Origin of the sequence: Micrococcus endophyticus, assembly GCF_014205115.1 — a bacterium.
Classification (GTDB): Bacteria; Actinomycetota; Actinomycetes; order Actinomycetales; family Micrococcaceae; genus Micrococcus; species Micrococcus endophyticus.
Genome location: NZ_JACHMW010000001.1, coordinates 264,084 through 284,389 on the forward strand (window position 1 = coordinate 264,084; position 20,306 = coordinate 284,389).

At 70.6% G+C, this 20,306-nt stretch carries 22 protein-coding genes and 1 pseudogene; 11 read left to right on the forward strand and 12 right to left on the reverse strand.

All coding sequences use genetic code 11. The annotated features are described in order from the left end of the window. Positions 1 to 227: 227 nt before the first annotated feature. Positions 228 to 1,148, forward strand: a complete 921-nt coding sequence (locus tag HDA33_RS01310) for a hypothetical protein (protein WP_184170062.1) — start codon at positions 228 to 230, stop codon at positions 1,146 to 1,148. Between the two features lie 929 nt (positions 1,149 to 2,077). Here HDA33_RS01310 and HDA33_RS01315 read toward each other — a convergent pair. From HDA33_RS01315 to HDA33_RS01325, 3 genes and pseudogenes are all read right to left on the reverse strand, one after another. After that, positions 2,078 to 2,491, reverse strand: a pseudogene (locus HDA33_RS01315) (protein kinase family protein); the annotation flags it as partial. After that, positions 2,490 to 3,644 carry a glycerate kinase gene (locus HDA33_RS01320; RefSeq protein ID WP_184170065.1) on the reverse strand — a complete coding sequence of 385 codons (1,155 nt, stop codon included), beginning with the start codon at positions 3,642 to 3,644 and terminating at the stop codon, positions 2,490 to 2,492. The pseudogene HDA33_RS01315 and the gene HDA33_RS01320, both read right to left, overlap by 2 nt. A gap of 29 nt (positions 3,645 to 3,673) precedes the next feature. Beyond that, positions 3,674 to 5,077 carry a GntP family permease gene (locus HDA33_RS01325; protein ID WP_184170068.1) on the reverse strand — a complete coding sequence of 468 codons (1,404 nt, stop codon included), beginning with the start codon at positions 5,075 to 5,077 and terminating at the stop codon, positions 3,674 to 3,676. A 200-nt stretch (positions 5,078 to 5,277) separates the two neighbouring features. On the opposite strand from HDA33_RS01325, the gene HDA33_RS01330 reads away from it, so the two are divergent. Both HDA33_RS01330 and HDA33_RS01335 read left to right on the forward strand, forming a co-directional pair. Then, positions 5,278 to 5,532: a Txe/YoeB family addiction module toxin gene (locus tag HDA33_RS01330; protein ID WP_184170071.1), complete on the forward strand. Its 255-nt coding sequence runs from the start codon at positions 5,278 to 5,280 to the stop codon at positions 5,530 to 5,532. Between the two features lies 1 nt (position 5,533). Beyond that, complete coding sequence (locus HDA33_RS01335; RefSeq protein WP_184170074.1) at positions 5,534 to 6,100, forward strand: mismatch-specific DNA-glycosylase; 567 nt, start codon at positions 5,534 to 5,536, stop codon at positions 6,098 to 6,100. Positions 6,101 to 6,143: 43 nt separating this feature from the next. On the opposite strand, the gene HDA33_RS01340 is transcribed toward HDA33_RS01335, so the two are convergent. From HDA33_RS01340 to HDA33_RS01350, 3 genes are read right to left on the reverse strand one after another with little or no spacing between them, the layout of a single operon-like run. Further along, positions 6,144 to 6,926, reverse strand: a complete 783-nt coding sequence (locus HDA33_RS01340) for an SCO1664 family protein (RefSeq protein ID WP_184170077.1) — start codon at positions 6,924 to 6,926, stop codon at positions 6,144 to 6,146. Then, on the reverse strand, positions 6,926 to 7,468 hold the full coding sequence (locus HDA33_RS01345) for a DUF3090 domain-containing protein (protein ID WP_184170080.1): 543 nt from the start codon (positions 7,466 to 7,468) through the stop codon (positions 6,926 to 6,928). Before HDA33_RS01345 ends, HDA33_RS01340 begins: the two co-directional genes overlap by 1 nt. A gap of 16 nt (positions 7,469 to 7,484) precedes the next feature. Next, the gene (locus HDA33_RS01350; protein ID WP_184170081.1) at positions 7,485 to 8,195 is read right to left on the reverse strand and encodes a histidine phosphatase family protein; all 711 of its coding nucleotides are present in this window, start codon (positions 8,193 to 8,195) and stop codon (positions 7,485 to 7,487) included. 73 nt (positions 8,196 to 8,268) lie between these two features. Here HDA33_RS01350 and HDA33_RS01355 point away from each other — a divergent pair, with 73 nt between their 5' ends. From HDA33_RS01355 to HDA33_RS01370, 4 genes are all read left to right on the forward strand, one after another. Next, the gene (locus HDA33_RS01355) at positions 8,269 to 8,835 is read left to right on the forward strand and encodes a GNAT family N-acetyltransferase (protein ID WP_184170086.1); all 567 of its coding nucleotides are present in this window, start codon (positions 8,269 to 8,271) and stop codon (positions 8,833 to 8,835) included. Positions 8,836 to 8,890: 55 nt separating this feature from the next. Beyond that, positions 8,891 to 10,543 carry an ABC-F family ATP-binding cassette domain-containing protein gene (locus tag HDA33_RS01360; RefSeq protein ID WP_184170089.1) on the forward strand — a complete coding sequence of 551 codons (1,653 nt, stop codon included), beginning with the start codon at positions 8,891 to 8,893 and terminating at the stop codon, positions 10,541 to 10,543. A 113-nt stretch (positions 10,544 to 10,656) separates the two neighbouring features. Further along, positions 10,657 to 11,340 (forward strand): type 1 glutamine amidotransferase domain-containing protein, encoded by a 684-nt coding sequence (locus tag HDA33_RS01365; RefSeq protein WP_184170091.1) that lies wholly within the window; start codon positions 10,657 to 10,659, stop codon positions 11,338 to 11,340. A gap of 41 nt (positions 11,341 to 11,381) precedes the next feature. Then, complete coding sequence (locus HDA33_RS01370; RefSeq protein ID WP_184170094.1) at positions 11,382 to 12,392, forward strand: NADP-dependent oxidoreductase; 1,011 nt, start codon at positions 11,382 to 11,384, stop codon at positions 12,390 to 12,392. 32 nt (positions 12,393 to 12,424) lie between these two features. Here HDA33_RS01370 and HDA33_RS01375 read toward each other — a convergent pair whose 3' ends face one another. Next, entirely contained in the window at positions 12,425 to 12,913 is a 489-nt protein-coding gene (locus HDA33_RS01375) for a MarR family winged helix-turn-helix transcriptional regulator (RefSeq protein WP_184170097.1), read from the reverse strand. Positions 12,914 to 13,024: 111 nt separating this feature from the next. Between HDA33_RS01375 and HDA33_RS01380 the strand changes: the two genes are divergently transcribed. Together HDA33_RS01380 and HDA33_RS01385 are read left to right on the forward strand one after the other, a co-directional pair. After that, positions 13,025 to 13,444, forward strand: a complete 420-nt coding sequence (locus tag HDA33_RS01380) for an organic hydroperoxide resistance protein (protein WP_017487949.1) — start codon at positions 13,025 to 13,027, stop codon at positions 13,442 to 13,444. Continuing rightward, positions 13,444 to 13,869, forward strand: coding sequence for a DoxX family protein (locus tag HDA33_RS01385; protein ID WP_184170099.1), 426 nt, complete (start codon positions 13,444 to 13,446; stop codon positions 13,867 to 13,869). Before HDA33_RS01380 ends, HDA33_RS01385 begins: the two co-directional genes overlap by 1 nt. Positions 13,870 to 14,280: 411 nt before the next feature. Here the strand turns inward: HDA33_RS01385 and HDA33_RS12840 are convergent, their stop codons facing one another. Continuing rightward, positions 14,281 to 14,406 (reverse strand): hypothetical protein, encoded by a 126-nt coding sequence (locus HDA33_RS12840; protein WP_276510923.1) that lies wholly within the window; start codon positions 14,404 to 14,406, stop codon positions 14,281 to 14,283. On the opposite strand from HDA33_RS12840, the gene HDA33_RS01390 reads away from it, so the two are divergent. Next, a complete protein-coding gene (locus HDA33_RS01390) occupies positions 14,386 to 15,150 on the forward strand; it encodes a saccharopine dehydrogenase family protein (RefSeq protein ID WP_184170102.1) in 765 nt (254 codons plus the stop codon). The two genes, HDA33_RS12840 and HDA33_RS01390, sit on opposite strands and share 21 nt — an antisense overlap. A gap of 87 nt (positions 15,151 to 15,237) precedes the next feature. On the opposite strand, the gene HDA33_RS01395 is transcribed toward HDA33_RS01390, so the two are convergent. From HDA33_RS01395 to arfB, 4 genes are all read right to left on the reverse strand, one after another. Continuing rightward, positions 15,238 to 16,038 carry a formate/nitrite transporter family protein gene (locus HDA33_RS01395; RefSeq protein ID WP_184170105.1) on the reverse strand — a complete coding sequence of 267 codons (801 nt, stop codon included), beginning with the start codon at positions 16,036 to 16,038 and terminating at the stop codon, positions 15,238 to 15,240. 100 nt (positions 16,039 to 16,138) lie between these two features. Then, positions 16,139 to 17,653, reverse strand: a complete 1,515-nt coding sequence (locus tag HDA33_RS01400) for an acetyl-CoA hydrolase/transferase family protein (protein ID WP_184170107.1) — start codon at positions 17,651 to 17,653, stop codon at positions 16,139 to 16,141. Between the two features lie 61 nt (positions 17,654 to 17,714). Further along, a complete protein-coding gene (locus HDA33_RS01405) occupies positions 17,715 to 18,365 on the reverse strand; it encodes an SIMPL domain-containing protein (RefSeq protein WP_184170110.1) in 651 nt (216 codons plus the stop codon). Between the two features lie 41 nt (positions 18,366 to 18,406). Then, positions 18,407 to 18,844, reverse strand: a complete 438-nt coding sequence (gene arfB, locus HDA33_RS01410) for an alternative ribosome rescue aminoacyl-tRNA hydrolase ArfB (RefSeq protein WP_184170113.1) — start codon at positions 18,842 to 18,844, stop codon at positions 18,407 to 18,409. A gap of 146 nt (positions 18,845 to 18,990) precedes the next feature. Here arfB and HDA33_RS01415 point away from each other — a divergent pair, with 146 nt between their 5' ends. Beyond that, positions 18,991 to 20,301 carry a DUF4921 family protein gene (locus tag HDA33_RS01415; RefSeq protein ID WP_184170117.1) on the forward strand — a complete coding sequence of 437 codons (1,311 nt, stop codon included), beginning with the start codon at positions 18,991 to 18,993 and terminating at the stop codon, positions 20,299 to 20,301. Positions 20,302 to 20,306: the final 5 nt, after the last annotated feature.

The window sequence follows — 20,306 nt, forward strand, 5'->3', positions numbered from 1 at the left end:
CTTCCGGAGGTATCTGCTATTTTCCGGGTTGTAATGAACGTGTCCTTGCGATAGTTGCGGATCCACTCAGGGGTATTCCAAACGAGCCTTCAATGAAAGCGCATATTGCTCATATCGCAGACGCACATGTAGGAAACCGTTATATTGTCTCCATGTCGGATGCCGAGAGGGCTCACTTCAACAACCTTATCCTTTTGTGTAAGCCGCACCATGATCTAGTTGACAAAGTGTCCCCTGAGAAGTATTCCATTGAAGATTTGACGAGATGGAAGAAAGTTCGAGAAAATATCTACTTTTCTTCTGCCGGAATTATTCCATCAGGCGACTCTCAAGCCCAGATTCTAGAACGCGAGTCGCGGAATGCACTAGAATCTTTGGGTAATTTTAGCAGTGATGCATTAGATGATTTTATTGACGTGATGGGTAATTTCATTAGGTCACTCCCAGACGATCCGGACTTTGAGCGTGCCGCTGTTCGTGAAATTGCAGAGATGAAGTGGTCGCCCGATGCTGCCTGGTGGGCCCGGAAGCGGGACGCCGTCTTGTTCTTTATCCGCCAAAGTCGCGTTGTATCCACCGAGATTGAGTCAGTACTGTCGAAATTCTTTGCTTCAAAAGGATTTCCCAAGTCTGCGAACGCACTGGCCGCCAGTCCCTCGCTGGCACGTATCCTTGAATCGTATGGTCTATTTAGTGCATTCGAGGAGGAAATTGTCGAGTCGGTGCGCGCAGTGATTCAGAATAGGGTGGCGGCTCTTGCTCTTGCTCAACTCATTTTTGGTCAAGGAGCGTATATTGATACGAAATGGGACACCTCGTCCTTGACTGAGGGGCAAATCAGGGATGGCATGCTACCACGCCACCTCTTCGATGTAGTTCTCCCGGACCTAAGATTTAATTTCAGAGTCTATGCAACCCGTCGGACGCTGGACGTATACGGATTGGATAGAGGTTTCTACTTTCCTGAGGACCTCGGGGTAGCTCTCGTCGATCCGCCTGCCTGGTGGGTCTATTTGGTCCCTTCCGCGTGCTCGCAGCTGGTGTGGAGCAGGTGGCGTTTACGCAATAATGAAGGGGCGTACAAAGAAGTGTTGAATATTGTTTCGCGGTTGGATGCCACCAAGGGTTGGCAGGCGGGGGCGGCCTGACTTGTCCGATGTTTAGGTCCAAGCTTTCGATTATCGAGGTGTTGCCATTTGCTCCGCTCGGGGGCGTGTTCGAAGTATTGCGATCTAGCGCCTACTGCTGGCCGGGGACCTGCTCATGTGCCGCAGTCATTGCCGGAGAATAACAACTAGGACGATTCGGGGATCACCGTCTAGTCCGGGAATGGACGCTCTCCCCGCCGCTCGTGGCGCTGGGATCGCTCAGATATCGTTGCCCACCCCGGCTCTGGAGGGCGTCGGCGCAAGTCCAGGCTCGGCCCACTGGGTGGTGCGCTCTCGACTTCCGCAGCAACAGTAGTAGGATCGAGAAGTTGTCGGCTTTACCGGGGATGACCAGATGGACCCGCGACAATTCCTTTCCGTCGACGAGCTGGGGCTTCTTGGTGTCCGACCCCCCGAGTGAACGTTCGGTTCCGTGATCGGCGGGCGCTTCTAACGGATGCTTGTAGTTCAACCCAACCCCTTGCGCGGGGCGTGGTGTTCGGGCGCACTATTGAGGGTAAACCATCCCGAACTCCACCGAGATCGACCCGTCGACCTGAATTTCAGCGTCTGCCGTGGCGGTCAGCCTGGCCAGTGCCGTGTTATAGGTGCCTGCGGTCGCCATGCATAGGTGCCAGGTTTACCTGGCTCGTTCTAGCCTGTATACCTTGGGCAGTTCTCGCGACGGAATCCCGCGCCGGTACCTGTAGATGATCGCGTCGACAATTGTGCGGGCATCCGAAAGGGTCCTGCCTGCCTGCCTGCCTGCCTGCCTGCCTGTCTGCCTGCCTGCCGTCCGGCCAGGGAGCTTGGGCGCGATTAGTTTCGACTAGGCGCCGGAGGGCATCTGGAAGCGACGCATTTGCTCCTGGGTATCAGCCACCACTGGAGCCATCATCAGGTAGGCCCTAGCTCAGGGGTCTTGCACCCTAGAGCAGCGGCCAGGGCACGGCCGGCGTCCGGCCGCTCGGGGCCGGGAAGGCCCCGTCGTCGAGCAAGCCGGCGCAACGCTCCGCAAGGGCACCGATCTCCACGGGACTCAGCAGCTCCGCCAGCCCCCGCCCCAGCTCCCCGTCGAGCCCGTCGAGAACCCGGCCGACGCCGTCGCGGTCCTCCTCGCTCAACTCCTCACCGAGCCACCCCCACAGCACGGTGCGCAGCTTGTCCTCCACATGGAAGGTGAGCCCGTGGTCCACCCCATAACGGTGACCGCCGGGCATGGCGAGGATGTGGGCACCCTTGCGGTCGGCGATGTTGACGATCACGTCGAACACCGCCATGTGGCGCAGCGCAGGCATGTCCTCCCAGGCCAGGACCATCCAGTTCCCGTCCTCACCCTCCTCAACGTGTGAGGTCAGCGGGGAAGCAGGCCATCACCAGCCGCCCGACGTCGCGGGCGGTCGCGGTCAGGTCCTCTGCCGTACGGCGGATCGCTGTCGCCAGGTCCTGGGGCCCGCGGCCAATGGGCACGATCGCGGTGATGCCCTCGTCGTAGAGGGTGTCCGCGTCCTGTCCCACGGAGCCGGCGAGGACGATCACCGGGATCGCACGGCCGGCTGCGCGCACGGCCTGGGCCACCCCGATCGGCACTTTCCCGGCCAAGGACTGACCGTCGATGCGCCCCTCCCCGGTGATGACGAGGACAGCGGTCTTCACGAGGTCGTGGAAGCCCGCTGTCTCGAGGACGACGTCGATGCCCGGCTTCAAGGTGGCCCCGATGAAGGCGTGCAGGCCACCGGCGAGACCCCCCGCCGCTCCCGCACCGGGGAGCGCATCGATCGCGACCCCGAGGTCTCGCTCGATGATGCCCGCGAGATGGACCAGTCCGGTGTCCAGGCTCGCCACTGATGCAGGATCCGCCCCCTTCTGGGGGCCGAACACGTGGGCTGCACCCTGCGATCCCGTGAGGGGGTTGCTGATGTCGCACATCACCTCCACGTCGACGTCGCGGAGCCGGTCTCGTGCCGGGGCGGGGTCGATCCGCGCAATCCGGGTGAGGGTATCGCCGGTCGGGACGAACTCCTCACCCGCGGCGTCGAGGAACCGGACGCCGAGGGCCGCGGCAGCGCCCGTGCCGCCGTCCGTCGTGGCGCTCCCGCCGGCCCCGACGATGACTCTGCGCGCGCCAGCGGACACCGCGTCGAGGATCTGCTCGCCGACCCCGAACGTCGTTGCCCGTCCCGTGTCCTCGCGTCCAGAGGCGAGCGGCAGCCCGGCACATGAGGCGGTCTCCACCACCGCCACGTCCGGCTCGATCAGTCCATAGTGGACGGGCACGCGTTCGCCGTAGAACACCCCGCAGACGGTTGCAGATCGCAAGGAGCCCCCTGCGGCAGTCACGAAGGCCTCGACGGTGCCCTCCCCGCCGTCGGCGATGGGCACCACGAGGACCTCGGCGTCGGTGACCGATGCGAGACCCGTCGCGATCGCGGAGCCCGCTTCCCGCGACGACAGGGCCCCCTTGAACGAGTCTGGGATGACGATGATGCGCTGCACGCGTGGATCTCCTGAGTCAGGTGACGGGGTCAGACGAGGACGAGGCCGAGGAGCCAGATGAACACGATGGAGGTGAGTCCCATCAGAAGCGTGACCATGGTCTGGGTGCGGTAGCCCTGCGAGGGCGTCATGCCGCTGAAGTTGGTGACCACCCAGAAGTACGAGTCGTTGGCGTGGGAGACGGTCATGGCGCCGGCCGCGATAGCCATGACCACGAGCGCGCTGGCCACCGGGGTCTCGAAGCCCAGTGCAGGCATCATCGGGAAGACCATGGCCGACGTGGTCGTGAGTGCCACGGTGGAGGAGCCCTGCGCGGTCTTCAGGACGGCGGAGACGAGGAAGGGGAAGAGCAGTCCGATGACCGACAACTGTGCAGCGTTGCTCTCGATGAAGGTGACGAGGTCGGTGGCGGCGATGACGCGCCCCAGCACACCGCCGGCCGCCGTGATGAACAGAATGGGGCCGACGACCCGGAGGGTCTCCTCTGTCAGGTCGTAGAACGTCTCGCCACGGCGCACGCTGAACAGCAGGCCGACTGCGCAGAGGGTTCCGACGGCGAGCGCGATCATCGGCGTGCCGAGGAATCGGGCGAAGTCACCCGCGGGTCCGGTCCACTTCAGGACGGATGCGAGCGAGCCGAGAGCCATGAGCAGGATGGGGGCGATGATGGGCGCGAAGGACGCAGCCGTCCCAGGCAGCCGCCCGTAGGACCGGCGAAGCGCGTCGTAGGCCGCCTCCAGCTCGTCCGCGTCCTCCGTGCCGGTCTCCTCAGGGGAGCTCACCCGCTTGCCGATGTAGAGGGCGTACAGGTACGCGACGAGGAGTGCGGGGATCGAGACGAGGACGCCGAGGCCGATCACCAACAGAAGGTGGTCACCGATGCCGAGGTTCTGGGCGGCTGCGATGGGCCCCGGGGTCGGCGGGATGAAGACGTGCGACGTGTACAGACCTGCCGCCAGGGCCACGGTCATCGCCACGGGTGACGCCCCGGTGCGCCGGGCCAGGGCCTTGCGGATGGGGTTGAGGATGACGAAGCCGGAGTCGCAGAACACGGGGATGGAGACCACCCAGCCCATGAGCTGCATGGCCAGGACGGGGTAGCGCTTGCCGACGACCCGCACGAGCGCATCGGCAATTCTGAAGGCACCACCGGTGCGCTCCAAGATGAGTCCGATGAGCGTGCCCAGGATGATGACGATGCCGATCGACGTGAAGATCCCGGAGAATCCCTCGCCGATTACGTCGGTGATGCCCTTGACGGGCTCTTCCCCTTCGGTGCCGGTCGACTTCACCAGCGGGATCCCACCGATGATCCCCAAGGCGAAGGCGACGACCATGATCGAGAGGAAGGGGTGGATCTTCCATCTGGAGATCATGACGATCATCAGGGCGACGGCGAGGATGAAGACGAGCAAGAACGGTATTCCAGTCATCGGAAGTCCTTTGTGCGGCAGGGCATTCCAGCCAGACTAAGACCGATGGGACTTCAACGGGGATGTTGTGGCGAACAGGGTTCGGCCGTCTCGATGGCCCTCAAGACAACAGAACGGCCCGCGGGGGCCTGCGTCAGGAGAGCGGATGTGGACATCTTCGGGAAGCCCAAGGCGCTCCTGGGAGAGAAGGGGACGCCTGAGTGCGCCTCGTGTGGGACCGCTCCGCCCGGGAGGACTACACGAACTGGCAGACCACGGACCGCATGGTCCTCACACGGATCAACACCCTCATCGATGCCGCCCTGCGTGATCCCTTCGAGGGGATCGGCAAGCCCGGGCAGCTGAAGTACGGTGCGGCCGGGGCATGGTCCCGGCGCATCACCGAGGAGCACAGGCTCGTCTACCTCGTCGACGGCGAGGACCTGATCATCCTCCAGGTGAGGTATCACTACTGACATGCGCTTCACCCAGGCCGAGCTCCAGCAGTTCCGCGACCGCACCGTCCCCGACCTGCTGCCGGACCCGCTGCGGCTGCTGTTCATCGGCATCAACCCCGGCCTGTGGACCGCCGCCACCGGTGCGCACTTCGCCCGCCGCGGCAACCGCTTCTACCCGGCCCTGCACCGCGCCGGGCTCACCCGGCACCTGATCGACGCCTCCGACGGCTACAAGGCCGAGGACCTCGCCGAGCTGCACGCCCGCGGCATCGGGATCTCCAACCTCGTCCCGCGGGCCTCCGCTCGCGCCGACGAGCTCACCGCGGAGGAGCTCGCCGCCGCCCCCGCCCGCCTGGACGCGCTCGTGGCGGCGCACGCGCCGGCCGTCGTCGCCGTGTTGGGGGTGACGGCCTACCGGCAGGCGTTCAGACGCCCGAAGGCGGCGCTGGGGGAGCAGGAGACGCCGTGGCCGGGCACGCGGCTGTTCGTGGCGCCGAACCCCAGCGGGCTCAACGCCCACGCCACCGTGGACTCGCTCGCAGCGGACTACCGTGCGGCCGGTGCCGCGGCGGGGCTCGTGGGCTGAGTGCACCCGCCGTCCCTGCGGCCGCACTGACGCCTCGGGCCCGTCAGAACAGAGGCCAGGGGACGGCCGGGGTCAGCCCGCTCGGGGCAGGGAAGATCCCGTCGTCGAGCAACTGGGCACAGCGTTCGGCGAGGGCTTCGACTTCCTCGGCACTGAGCAGCTCCGCCAGCCCCCGCCCCAGCTCACGGTCGAGCCCCTCGAGAACCCGGGCGACGCCGTCGCGCTCCTCCTCGCTCAGCTCCTCACCGAGCCATCCCCACAGCACGGTCCGCAGCTTGTCCTCCACATGGAAGGTGAGCCCGTGGTCCACCCCGTAACGGTGACCGCCGGGCATGGCGAGGATGTGGGCGCCCTTACGGTCGGCGTTGTTGACGATCACGTCGAACACCGCCATCCGGCGCAGCGCCGCCGAGTCCTCATGGGCCAGGACCAGCCGGTTCCCGTCCTCGTCCTCACCCTCCAGGATCGTGAGCCATCCCGATGCCGGCACCTCGTCCGCCGGGAACAGGTCCACGGCGTCCTGCTCGGGATCCTGCTCCTGCCAGAGCTGCACCATGCCGTCGCCGAAGGGGCCGTCGCGCAGCCACGTGCGCGGCACGATGTCCCACCCCAGCGCCTCGGACACCCGGTGCGCGGCCACCTCGCGGCGGGCCAGGGTCCCGGCGGGGAAGTCCCAGAGCGGGGCCTCGCCGGCCACCGGCTTGTAGACCACCGGGGTGTCACCGATCGCGCCGAGGAAGGTGGCGTTGGACGCCGTCGTGATGCGGCCGGTGAGCGTCAGCTCCCCGGACACCAGCTCGCCGGCGGGCACGTCCGCGGCGCTCATCAGGAGTCGGGGAGAGTGCAGTCGTGGCCGTCGGGGTCGATGGGCTGGCCGCAGTCCGAGCAGATCGGACGCCCGGCGTCCACGACCTCCCGGGTGCGCCGGGCGAACGCTCGGGCGGCACCGACGGGCATCCGCACGCGCACGGCCTCGGCGTCCGCCTCGAGCGCCGGGTCGGCGTCGTCGTCAGAGAGCGGGTGCGCGTCGATGAGCACCTGCGCGGTGGTGGGGTCCCAGCCCAGGCCGATGGCCCCCACCCGGAACCACTCCTGCACCGGGTCCAGCGCATCGTTGTCCACAAGTTCCACGGGCGTGCTGGCCGGGACGCTGTGCGGGTTGCCCTCCAACGCCATCAGGTCGTCGAGGATCTCGTCGAGCATCTCCGCCATCAGGGCCGACTGCTGCTTCTCCAAGGCCAGGCTCACCAGCCGGGGCCCGGTGCGCACCTGCAGGTAGAACGTGCGGGCTCCGGGACGGCCGAGCGTCCCGATCACGACCCGATCCGGCCAGTCGAACTCATGGACATGGGTGGGCGACTCGGTCATGCGTCGATCCTAGGCCTCAGCCGTTCGCCGAGTCTGCGACCGGGTCCGTGCCGGCTCCGCCGCCCACCGGGGCGTCGCCGGACGGGCCCGCCGTCGCGAGCCAGGCGAGGTCCCCGGCGTCGGTGTTCATCGCCCAGACCCGCGGGCGGCTCGGACCGTAGCTCAGGATGGACACGGAGGCCGGTCCCACGTCGAGCCGCTGGAACATGTCCAGGTGCATCCCGAGCGCGTCGGCGAGGATCGACTTGATGACGTCCCCGTGGCTCACCGCCACCCACACCGCGCCGGGCCCGTGCTCGGCCTCGACGGCGGCGTCGTGCCGGCGGATCGCCGCCACCGCACGCGCCTGCATCCCCGCCATGGACTCCCCGCCGGGGAAGACGACGGCGGACGGCTGGGACTGGACCGTCGCCCACAGGGGCTCGGTGGACAGGTCGCTGAGCGCGCGTCCCTGCCACTGGCCGTAGTCGCACTCGGTGAGGTCGTCGTCGACCAGCGAGGACACCGTCCCCGGCTGGCGGTCGAGGAGGGCGCGGGCCGTCTGCGCGCACCGCTCCAGGGGGCTGGCCACCACCGCGGTCACGGGCACGGCCGCGATCCGCTCGCCCGTGCGGGCCGCCTGGTCCCGTCCGAGGTCGTCCAAGGCGACCCCGGGGGTCCGGCCCGCCAGCAGTCCGGTCGCGTTGGCCGTGGTGCGGCCGTGCCGCACGAGAAGTACCGTCGCCATCACTCCAGCCTACTGACGGCGCCGGCCGTGGTGCCGCCCCTCGGCAGGATCGACCACATGCCAGGATGTCCGCATGACCCTGGTCACCCCGACACTCGACACCGATCGGCTGCGCCTGCGGCCCTTCACCGATGCCGACGGTGACGCTCTGTTCGCGCTCATGACCGACGCCGAGGCGCTGCGCTACTGGGATTCTCCGCCCTGGAAGGACTGCAACTCCGTGGAGCGGTTCATGGCCGGCAACGTCCGGGCGGCGGAGGAGGGCACCGGAGCGCGCGTCGCCGTCGAGTGCCGATCCGACGGCGCGTTCCTCGGCTGGTGCACGTTCAACAGCTGGGACCCGGACTTCCGCAGTGCCTCCCTCGGGTTCTGCTTCACCCGGGACTCCTGGGGACAGGGCTACGCCACGGAGGCCGCCCGCGCACTGCTGCAGTGGGCCTACAGCACGCTGGATCTGAACCGGGTCCAGGCCGAGTGCGACACCCGCAACCCCGCCAGCGCCCGCGTGCTCGAGAAGCTCGGTTTCCGCCTCGAAGGCACGCTCCGCGAGGACTGCATCGTGGACGGGGTCGTCTCCGACTCGTGGGTCTACGGCCTGCTCCGCCGCGACTGGCAGATGCACGGCGCGTCGGCCGCCTGACGCACCTCCGCCCGCACGCGCTCCACCCCGCACTTCCACGCAAAGGACCTCACCCATGACCGCCACCCTCGTCGCATCGCACCTCGCCGGCGGGCACGGCCACCGCACGCTCTTCGAGTCGCTGGACCTCACGGTCGCCCCGGGCGACGTCGTCGGGGTGGTGGGCGCCAACGGCGCGGGCAAGTCCACGCTGCTGCGGATCCTGGGTGGGGACCTCGCCCCGCAGGCCGGCACGGTCTCGCTCGCCCCGGCGGACGCGTTCGTCGGCTGGCTGCCGCAGGAGCACGAGCGGGTGCCGGGGGAGTCCGTGGCCGCCTACATCGGCCGCCGCACCGGCTGCGACGCCGCCACGGCCGAGATGGACGAGGCCGCCGAGGCGCTCGGCGCCCCCGACGCCGGAGACGCCGCCGCGGACCGCTACAACACCGCCCTCACCCGCTGGCTGGCCTCCGGTGCCGCGGACCTGGAGGAGCGCATCCCCGCAGTCCTGGCCGACCTCGGCCTGGACCTCTCCGCCTCCCCGGAACAGGTCCTCATGACCTCCCTGTCCGGCGGGCAGGCCGCCCGCGTCGGCCTGGCCGCGCTACTGCTCTCTCGCTTCGACGTCGTGCTCCTGGACGAGCCCACCAACGACCTCGACCTGGACGGCCTCGAGCGCCTCGAGCGCTTCGTCCAGGAGCTGCGCGGTGGCGTGGTCCTCGTCAGCCACGACCGCGAGTTCCTCGCCCGCTGCGTCACCCGCGTCCTCGAACTCGACCTCGCCCAGCACTCCAATCGCGTCTACGGCGGCGGCTACGAGGCCTACCTCGAGGAGCGCGCCACCCTGCGCCGCCAGGCCCGCGAGAAGTACGAGGAGTTCGCCGAGCAGAAGGCGGACCTCGTCTCCCGCGCCCGCACCCAGCGGGAGTGGTCCAGCCAGGGCGTGCGCAACGCGATGAAGAAGTCCCCGGACAACGACAAGCTCCGCCGCAAGGCCAACGCCGAGTCGTCCGAGAAGCAGGCCCAGAAGGTCCGCCAGATGGAGAGCCGCATCGCCCGCCTCGAGGAGGTGGAGGAGCCGCGCAAGGAGTGGCGGCTGGAGTTCACCATCGGCGCCGCGCCCCGCTCCAGCTCCGTGGTCGCCACGCTGAACGAGGCCGTCTTCCGGCAGGGCTCGTTCACCCTCGGCCCGGTGTCCCTGCAGGTCAACGCGGGGGAGCGGGTGGGCATCACCGGCCCCAACGGGGCCGGCAAGTCCACCCTGCTGCGCGGGCTGCTGGGCCGGCAGGATCCCGACGACGGCGCCGCGAGCCTCGGCTCGAGCGTGCAGGTCGGCGAGATCGACCAGGCCCGCTCCCTGCTCGCCGGTCCGACTCCGCTGGCCGACGCCTTCGAGGCGCTCGTGCCCGAGATGGCCTCCGGCGAGGTCCGCACCCTGCTCGCGAAGTTCGGGCTGCGCGCGGACCACGTCACCCGCCCCGTGGACGAGCTCTCGCCCGGCGAGCGCACCCGCGCCGGCCTCGCCCTGCTCCAGGCGCGCGGCGTGAACCTGCTCGTCCTGGACGAGCCCACCAACCACTTGGATCTGGAGGCCATCGAGCAGCTCGAACAGGCCCTGGAGACCTATGAGGGTGCCCTGCTGCTCGTCACCCACGACCGCCGCATGCTGGACACCGTCCGCCTGGACCGACGCTGGCACGTGGCCGACGGGCGGGTGACGGAGCGCTGACGTCCCGGCGCGGCGGCCGCGGCGTGAGGCTGGTGGGCGCCGTCACCCTTGCCCGAGATTAGGTTGTGTACGACCATGAGAGTGCAGTCCCCACCAACGAAAGGACCCCAGACATGTCCCGCATCCTGATGATCCTCACCTCGCACGACCAGCTGGGCGACACCGGCCGCAAGACCGGGTTCTGGCTCGAGGAGTTCGCCTCGCCCTACTACGTCTTCACGGACGCCGGCCACGAGGTCACCCTCGCCTCGCCCCGCGGCGGCCAGCCGCCCATCGACCCGACGAGCTCGAAGCCGGAGATGCAGACCGACGCCACCCGCCGGTTCGACCAGGACGAGGAGGCCAAGGCCGCCCTGGCCCACACCACGCCCCTGGCCCAGGTGGACGTGGACGGGTTCGACGCCGTCTTCTACCCGGGCGGTCACGGCCCGCTGTGGGACCTGGTGTCCGACGCCGACTCCACGCGGATCATCCTCGACAGCGACGCGGCCGGGCGCCCGCTCGGCCTCGTCTGCCACGCGCCCGGGATCCTGCACCCGATCACCACTGCCGACGGCACCCCGTTCGTGCGCGGCCGTCAGGTCGCCGGCTTCACCAACGGCGAGGAGGAGGCCGCCCAGCTGACGGACGTGGTCCCGTTCCTCGTCGAGGACTCGCTGATCGCCGCCGGCGCGGACTACCGCAAGGGCCCGGATCAGGAGAGCTTCGTGGTCACGGACGGCACCCTGGTGACCGGCCAGAACCCGGCCTCCTCCGCCGACACCGCCCGCCGCCTCCTGGACTTGCTCGCGCGCTGACCCTCCACCGAGCCCGCCGCCCCGACCCCGAGGAGACCACGATGAGCACCCCCACCCGCACGCGCGAGATCCACCTCGCGTCCCGCCCCCACGGCGCCCCGACGCCGGAGAACTTCCGTCTCACGGAGGTCGAGCTCCCCGAGCTCGCCGAGGGTCAGGTCCTCGTGCGCAACACCGTGATGTCCGTGGACCCGTACATGCGCGGCCGCATGAACGACGTCAAGTCCTATGTGCCCCCGTTCCAGCTCGACGCCCCCCTCGACGGCGGCGCGGTGGGCACCGTGATCGCCTCGCGCCACGCGGACGTGCCGGAGGGCACGTCCGTGCTCCACGGCCTCGGCTGGCGCGAGCACGCCGTCCTCGACGGCGACACCGTCCAGGCCGTGGACACCTCCCAGTTCCCGGACAGCACCTACCTGGGCGTGCTGGGCATGACGGGTCTGACCGCCTACACCGGCCTCGTGCACGTGGCCGAGATGCAGGAGGGCGACGCCGTCTTCATCTCGGGCGCCGCGGGGGCCGTCGGCTCGGTCGCGGGCCAGATCGCCCGCCTGCTGGGCGCCTCGCGCGTGGTCGGCTCGGCGGGGACGCCCGAGAAGGTGGCACGGGTGAAGGAGCTGGGCTTCGACGCCGCGTTCGACTACCACGACGGCTCTCCCACCGATCTGCTGGCGGAGGCAGCGCCGGAGGGCATCGACGTCTACTTCGACAACGTGGGCGGCGACCACCTCGAGGCCGCCATCGCCGCGCTGCGGGTCGACGGCCGCGTGGCGATGTGCGGTGCGATCGCCCAGTACAACTCGACGGAGCCGCCGGCCGCCCCGCGCAACCTCGCCCTGGCGATCGGCAAGCGGCTGACCCTGCGCGGCTTCGTCCTGCAGAAGTACGCGGCGCACGTCCGCCCCGAGTTCCTCGAGCGCGTGGGCCCGTGGGTCGCCGCCGGGAAGATCCAGTGGGACGAGACCGTCCGGGAGGGTCTGGAGAACGCACCCCAGGCGTTCATCGACCTGCTCGACGGCGCCAACACGGGGAAGATGCTCGTCCAGCTGTGACGGGCGACGGCGGCCTATCGCCTCCCGGCGGCTCAGCGCGGCCCGACGGCCTCGGTGATCCGGTTCAGCAGGTCCATGAGGACCTGGCGCTCGGTGGCGTCGAGGGGGATCCGCGTGAGGGCGTCCGCCGGGACCGTCCGGGCGGACGTCCGCAGCGCTCGCCCCTCGTCCGTCAGCCGGACCAGCACGCGTCGCTCGTCGTGGACGTCGCGCTCCCGCGTGACGAGCCCCATGCCGGCCAGGCGCCGCACCAGGGGTGTGATCGTCCCGTTGTCCATGCCGAGCCGGTCCCGCAGCGCACCGACCGCCAGTGCTCCGGCGCCCGGCGTCGGCGCTTCCGTCTCGGCCGAGGCGTCACCCTCCACCTGCCACAGGGTGAGCATCACGAGGTACTGCGGGTAGGTGAGGCCGATGCGGGAGAGCAGCGGGCCGTAGCCGCGCGTGACGGCGCGCGTCGCCCGGTGCAGGGCGAAGCAGAGCTGGTCCTCGAGTGCGAGGCTGGGGGTCGGCTCGGCATCCATGGGAGCGATTCTAGTGGTCGCTGGCGAACAACTTGGTTGCGCACGACCTAACCGGGTGGCAGGCTGGAGCCGACTCGTCCCGCACGGGGCGGGCGGATGAAAGGACCTCTCATGGAGACCATCTACACCGCCGAGGCGCTCAGCACCGGCGCCGGCCGCGACGGCCACGTCCGCACGACCGACGGACGGGTCGACCTCGACCTCGCCGTGCCCACCGAGATGGGCGGCTCCGGCCAGGGCACCAACCCCGAGCAGCTGTTCGCCGCCGGCTACGCCGCGTGCTTCCACTCGGCTCTGCAGATGGTCGCCCGCGCCTCCCGGGCCGACATCACCGACTCCTCCGTCGGCGCGCGCGTGGGCATCGGCCGCCAGGGTGAGGGCTTCGGCCTGGAGGTCACCCTCGAGGTCGTGCTGCCCCACGTCCCCGCGGACCAGGCCCGCGCCCTCATGGAGCAGGCGCATCAGGTGTGCCCCTATTCGAACGCCACCCGGGGCAACATCGACGTCGTCCTCGAGCTCGGGGAGGCGTGATGACGAAGCGCCGGCAGTCCGTCCCCCTCTCCCAGGCCGCCGCCCGCCTCGGCCTCGGGGGGTTCATGACCGCCGCGGGGCTGTCCCACCTCACCGTGGCGCGCCGTGAGTTCCGCGCGCAGGTGCCCTCGTGGGTCCCGCTCCCGGCGGACCTCGTGGTGCTCGGATCCGGCGTGGCCGAGATCGGCCTCGGGGCCGCTCTGCTGGCGCTCCCCGGGCAGCGTCGCCTGACCGGCACCGCCCTGGCGGCCTTCTACACCGCGATCTACCCCGGGAACATCGGGCAGTACGCCGAGCGCAAGGACGGCTTCGGGCTGGACACCGACGGCCGCCGCCTGGCGCGGCTGTTCGGCCAGCCCGCCCTCATCGCGGCCGCCCTGTGGGCCGCGGGAATCCCCGAGCGGGAGCAGGGCGGACGCCGCTGACGCCGTCGCCGGCCCCGCGGGCCTGTGCCGGCTCCGGGCGCGCGCCCGGAGCCGGCGTGACCTCACCCCGCCGCGAGGCGCGGCCCGGGAGAAGGCCGCGAAGTCCTCGCCGCCGAGCATCGCGGGGTCGGTGATCACCGAGCCCGGGAACAGGTCCTCGCACAGCTCATGGGCCACCGCGGTGCGGGCCGGGTCGTTCCACACCATGTCGTAACCGCGCAGATAGTCCAGCTCGCAGCTCAGACCGGGGTTCGCCGTCTCCAGGCCGCGGACCATGTCCCGCATCGCCGCCTCGACCGTGTCCCGCACATCGTCGTCATGCGTGCGGACCACGCCGCCGATGTGCGCCTCCGGCGGGTACACGTTCAGCGCCGACTGACGCCCGGCGTCCATCCACGTCGTCGACACCACTCACGGGTCCAGGCCGGCCACCCGGCGGGACGGGATGAGCAGGAACTGCTGGATCAGGGAGCTGGCCGCGGTGACCACGTCCACGGCGTCGTCCGGGGTGGACGCGTGGGCGCCGCCGGCACCCATTACGCCGACCTCACGGGCGAGGCGCTGTTCGTCCGGGACATGATCGACGCGCACCACGCAACCGCGCAGGCCACGGGCGCGCGGATCGTGAACTCCTGCGGCTTCGACTCGGTGCCCTCTGACCTCGGCGTGCTCCTCACCGCGCAGCAGGCGGCCGTCGACGGCGAGGGCACGCTCACGGACACCGTCCTGCGGGTGCGCTCGATGCGCGGCGGGTTCAGCGGCGGCACCGTGGACTCCATGCGCCGCCAGTTCACCGAGGCGGCGGCGGACGAGGCCCGCGCCGCCGTCGTGAAGGACCCCTACGGGCTGTCCCCGGACCGGGACGTCGAGCCGGACCGGAGCGGCTCCGGCACCGGGCGCGGCCGGGGCTCGCGAATGCCCGTGGCGAAGGACGGGGAGTCCGGGCGCTGGGAGGCGCCGTTCGTGATGGCCGGGTACAACACGCGCGTCGTCCGCTGGAGCAATACCCTGACCGGCTGGTCCTACGGCCGCGACTTCCGGTACCGGGAGGTCACGGACACCGGGGCCGGGCCGCGCGGGCTGGTGCGCGTGGCCGCCGCGCGGGACCCCGCCTACACCGGCACCGCCGTGATGCTCGGCCAGGCCGGTCTCGCCCTCGCCGAGGACGAGGACCGGCTCCCCGCGCGGACCGGCGTCCTCACGCCCGCCACGGCGCTCGGCGACGTCCTCGTGCAGCGCCTGCGCGACCACGGGTTCACGCTGGAGACGCGGCGGCGCTGAGCGGTCCGCCGTGACCCGTCCGGCCAGAGCGCGGGGAGGCACTGCGGGGCGGCGCCTCGGAGAGTCGCCCTCGCCACCGCACCCGGCTCAGGCCGGGGCGTCCTCCCGCACCTCGGCCGAGCGCAGCACGCGCGGCAGGGTGGTGAACACGAGCCCGCCCAGGACGTTCAGCGGGATCACCCACCAGATCCAGCCGAGCCAGGCGAGGTAGTCCACGCCCTCGACGCCGGCGTGGATGGCCCCGAAGATCACCACCGAATCCAGCACGGAGTGGAACAGGGAGGCGCCGGCCAGCACCACGGCCCCGGCCACCGAGGCCACCACCGTGGCGACGGCCTCGTCCGCGCCGGCCTGCATGCGCGTCAGGAGCGTGATGGCCGCGCCCGCAAGCACGGCCAGTGCCGCGCCCTGCCAGCTGAGGCCGATGTCCAGGAAGTGGTGCGCCGTCTCGGCGATCACCGGGTGCAGCTTGGGGAAGGCCACCACGATCAGCCCCACCGTGATCCACCCGCCGATCAGGTTCATCAGCAGCGTCACGCCCCACAGGCGCAGCAGCTCCGCCCAGGTGGCGCGGCCGTTCACGATCGCCATGATCGGGTAGTAGAACCCCTCGGTGAACAGCTCCGAGTGCGCCAGGAACAGGGCGATGAACCCGATGGAGAACGCGACGCCCGCGAGCAGGTGGCTGCCCGTCTCGTGCAGGGCCAGCAGGTAGGCGAGCAGCCCGATGCTGATCTCCACACCCCCGAGGAATCCCGTGGTCAGCAGCACCGGCCAGGAGCGGTGCAGGCGCTCGGCGCCCTCCTCCACGGCCTCATGGTGGACGTCCTCGACCGCGTCCTCGACGTCGGCCTCGCGGCGGTCGTGCCCGGTGTGCTCCTCGCTCATCTGCGCATCCTCCCACGTCACCGACTGGGCCTCGGCGTGCCTGCCCCGCGACGACGTCGGCCGCCCACCGGGGCCGGCCGCCGTCATCGGGAAACCCGGGTCAGGCCTGCTTCATGCTCCCGGTGTCCAGGTACCGCTGGTGCCAGGACAGGGCCTCGCCCAACAGGTGCGGGGTGTGCAGGCCCGAGGACTCCTTCAGCGCGCGGTCGGAGTAGTCCTGCAGCTGGTCCCGGTAGTCCGGGTGCGCGCACTTCGCGATGATCTTGCGGGCGCGCTGCTTGGGGGAGAGGCCGCGCAGGTCCGCCAGGCCCTGCTCCGTGACGAGCACGTGGACGTCGTGCTCCGTGTGGTCCACGTGGGAGACCATCGGCACGATGCAGGAGATGTCCCCGCCCTTGGCCGCCGAGGGGGTGAGGAAGAACGAGGTGAACGCGTTGCGGGCGAAGTCGCCGGAGCCGCCCAGGCCGTTCATCATCTTCGTGCCCATTAGGTGGGTGGAGTTCACGTTGCCGTACAGGTCCGCCTCGAGCATGCCGTTCATGGCGAGGATGCCCAGGCGGCGCACGAGCTCCGGATGGTTGGAGATCTCCTGGGTGCGCAGGATCAGCTTGTCCTTGTACTGCGCCACGTTCGCGTTGAACCGCTCGGCGGCCTCGGTGGACAGGGAGAACGCGGTGGCCGAGGCCATGGAGAGGGTGCCGGAGTCCAGGGCGTCCAGCATGCCGTCCTGCACCACCTCGGTGAAGGCGGTCAGCCCGCGGAACCGGGACTTCACCAGCTCGGCCATCACCGCGTTGGCGATGTTGCCCACGCCGGACTGCAGCGGCAGCAGCCGCTCGTCGTACCGGCCGGCGGCCACCTCGTGCTCGAAGAACTCCACCAGGTGCTGGGCGATGGCGATCGAGTCCTCGTCCGCCGGCTTGAAGGGGGAGTTGCGGTCCGGGGCGTGGGTCTCGACGACGGCGACCACCTTGGCGGGGTCGCACTCGAAGTACGGCTGGCCGATCCGGTCCGCGGGGTCCGTGATCATCACCGGCTGGCGGTGCGGGGGCAGGGCGGTGCCGTAGTAGACGTCGTGCAGGCCCTCGAGCTCCTCGCTCTGCCACGAGTTCACCTCGAGGATGACCTCGTCCGCGAGGTCCAGCCAGGACTTGTTGTTGCCCACCGAGGAGCTGGGCACCAGGGTGCCGTCCTCGCGGATCGCCGAGACCTCGACGACGGCCGTGTGCATCGGCCCGTAGAAGCCGTTCCACACGGTCTGCGCCAGGTGCGAGAGGTGGGTGTCGATGTACTCGACCTCGCCGGCGTTGATCTTGGCGCGCATCGTCGGGTCCGACTGGAACGGGGTGCGCAGCGCGACGCCGCCGGACTCGGCCAGCGCGCCGTCCATCTCGGAGGACGTGGACGCGCCCGTGTGCAGGTCGATCCGGAAGTCCTCGCCGCGGGCATGCGCCGCGGAGATCCGCTCCGCGAGGGCCAGGGGCACCGCCTTCGGATACCCCGAGCCGGTGAAGCCGCTCATGCCCACCGTGGTCCCGGGCCGAATGAAGGCCGCGGCCTCCTGCGCGGACATCACCTTGGCGCGCAGGCCGGCGTGCTGGATGCGGGACGACATGGGACCTCCGAGGTGAGTCAGGACGCGGTGCGGACACCTCAGCGTACTGGCCTGACCTGCATCAAGCCTCGAATCGGACGTGCAGGCGGACCAGGACCTCCACGTCCTCCGGGGCCACGGCGACGCCCTCGCCGGTGTCCTGTCCGAACGCCCGAACCATGGCCTCGACGCGCGGATCAGGGGCACCGCCGCCCGGGAGCAGCCCCGCGTCGGCGACGTCGAGCACCGTGACCCGTCCGGTGCCGCACTCGGCGGCGATCGCTTCGGCCCGACGTCGGGCGTCCGTCACCGCGGCCCGCAGCGCCGCCGCCTCGAGGCGGGCCCGGACGGCGTCCGTCAGGGACCACGCGACCTCGTCGAGGGACCATCCGTCCCGCTCGCCCCACCGGGAGGCCCAGCCGGCGAGCGCGCCGACGTCGTCGAAGGTCACCGAGGCGCGCACCGAGGCCTCGTGCCGCGGCGGCTGGGACTCGCCGCGCTCGTTCCAGGGCCGCCAGGACCGCGTCCCCGGCGCCTGCACGGCGGAGGAGACGACGGGGCTCGGCTCGGCCTGCCGCAACGCGTCGACCTCCGCGGTGAGGCGGTCGGCCTCCCGGGTGAGGGCGGCCATCGCGGCGGCGGCGTCCGCGTCCTCGACCGCGATCCGGACGGTGAGCGTGCCGAGCTCGGGCGGGTGGGCGGCGCGGTGCTCGCCGGCGACGGTGATGATCATGGCGTCAGCGTAGGGGAGGGGCGGCGCGGCAGGCAGTGGTCTCAGACGCCGGGGCGGCGCCGCAGCTGCTTCGTCTCGGAGCGCTGCCGCTTGGCCTCGAGGCGGCGCCGGCGAGAGCCGCGCGTGGGGCGGGTCGCCCGGCGCGGGGTCTGCGGGACCAGCGCCTCGCGGAGCATCGCGGCCAGGCGCTCGCGGGCGGCCACGCGGTTGCGGCGCTGGGCGCGGTGCTCCTCGGCGGCCACCGTCAGCACCGTCCCGGCCAGCCGCGGGCCGAGCACGGCCAGGGCGCGGGCGCGCTGGGACTCGTCGAGCGCCGTCGTCGTGGCGAGGTCCAGGCTCAGCTGCACGCGCGAGTCGGCGGTGTTCACGCCCTGCCCGCCCGGACCGGAGGCGTGGGAGAACCGCTCCGTCAGCTCCGCGGCCGGGATCACCAGGCCGCGCGGGGCGCCCGGGCCCGGTTCCACGCGCAGGTCAGCCATGGGACCGGGGGCCGGGGCTGCTCTGCATGCCAGCCAGCATCGCACGGGTCCGGCGCCGGCGGGACGTCGTGCGAGGCAAGGCCGTCCGCACCCCGCACTAGGGTGAGGCTCGTCGGCCAGCCCCGCCCTCGACGTCAGGAGAGACGATGCCCCGGACCCGCCCGCCCGCGCAGGACTTCCTCGCCGAGCTGCCCGACGGCACCGTCAAGCAGCGCAACCCGTTCTCCGGCACCGAGGTGTGGACCGTCCCCGGCCGCGGCCACCGCCCCCTGGGGATCGCCCGCCCCGCCGCGCAGCCCCTGGACCCCGACGACGACGGCCGCCACTGCGCCTTCTGCTCCGCGCGGCTCCTCGAGACCCCGCCGGAGAAGTCCCGCGTGGTCCGCACCGAGGACGGCGAGCACGCGATCCTGCGCGATGTGCCGGCCGAGGCCCTGTTCGACAGCGTCCCCGAGTTCCGCCGGGTGCCGAACCTCTTCGAAATCCTCAGCTACGAGTACTGGCGCCTCAACCACGGATTCGTGCCCGCGCCAGGGGTCGCCGACCGCCGCGCCGCGTACCTGGCCACCGAGGCCGGCCGCGCCCACGTACTGGCCGTCGTCGGGAACAAGCTGCGCGCCGCCGGGCGCAGCGCCGAGGAGGTCGAGGCGATGCCGGAGGAGGAGCGGATCGAGGCCGCGTCCGGGTTCTTCGGCGGCGGGCACGACGTGATCATCGCCCGGCGGCACTTCGCGGACGGCGCGCAGGACGACCACGCGCTCGCCGGCTCCGGGACGCTCAGCCCCGAGGAGCACCGGCGGTTCATCGCGCTCACGGTGGACTCGATGCGGGATCTGTACGCGGCGAACCCGCACGCCCGCTACGTGTCCGTGTTCCAGAACTGGCTCAAGCCGGCCGGTGCGTCCTTCGACCACCTGCACAAGCAGCTTGTGGCGATCGACGAGGTCGGGGCGCAGAACGAGGCCGCGATCGCGCGGGTGCGGCGGAACCCTGACGCGTTCGTGGAGGACGCGCTCGGCTACGCCGCCGAGCAGGGCCTGATGATCGCGCGGAACGAGCACGCCGCGATGTTCGCCGGGTTCGGCCACCGGTACCCCACGGTGGAGATCCACTCGCTCTCGCCGACCTGCGAGCCGTGGGAGCAGACGGACGCCGAGCGCGACGCCATGGCGGACCTGATCCACGCCGCCCACGCCGCCACCGGCGCGGACGTGCCCAGCAACGAGGAGTGGCACACCCGCCCGGCCGGCGTCGACGAGCCTCTGCCCTGGCGGGTGTGCCTGAAGTGGCGCGTGTCCACGCTGGCCGGGTTCGAGGGCGCCACGAAGATCTACCTCAACACCGTCAGCCCCGGGTCCGTGCGCGAGCGCGTGGCGACGCGCCTGCGGGAGCTGCAGGCCGCAGGTGCGATCGCGGACGGGATCCGGGTCGACGACGACGGGCGCGGGGCGGTCTGATCACG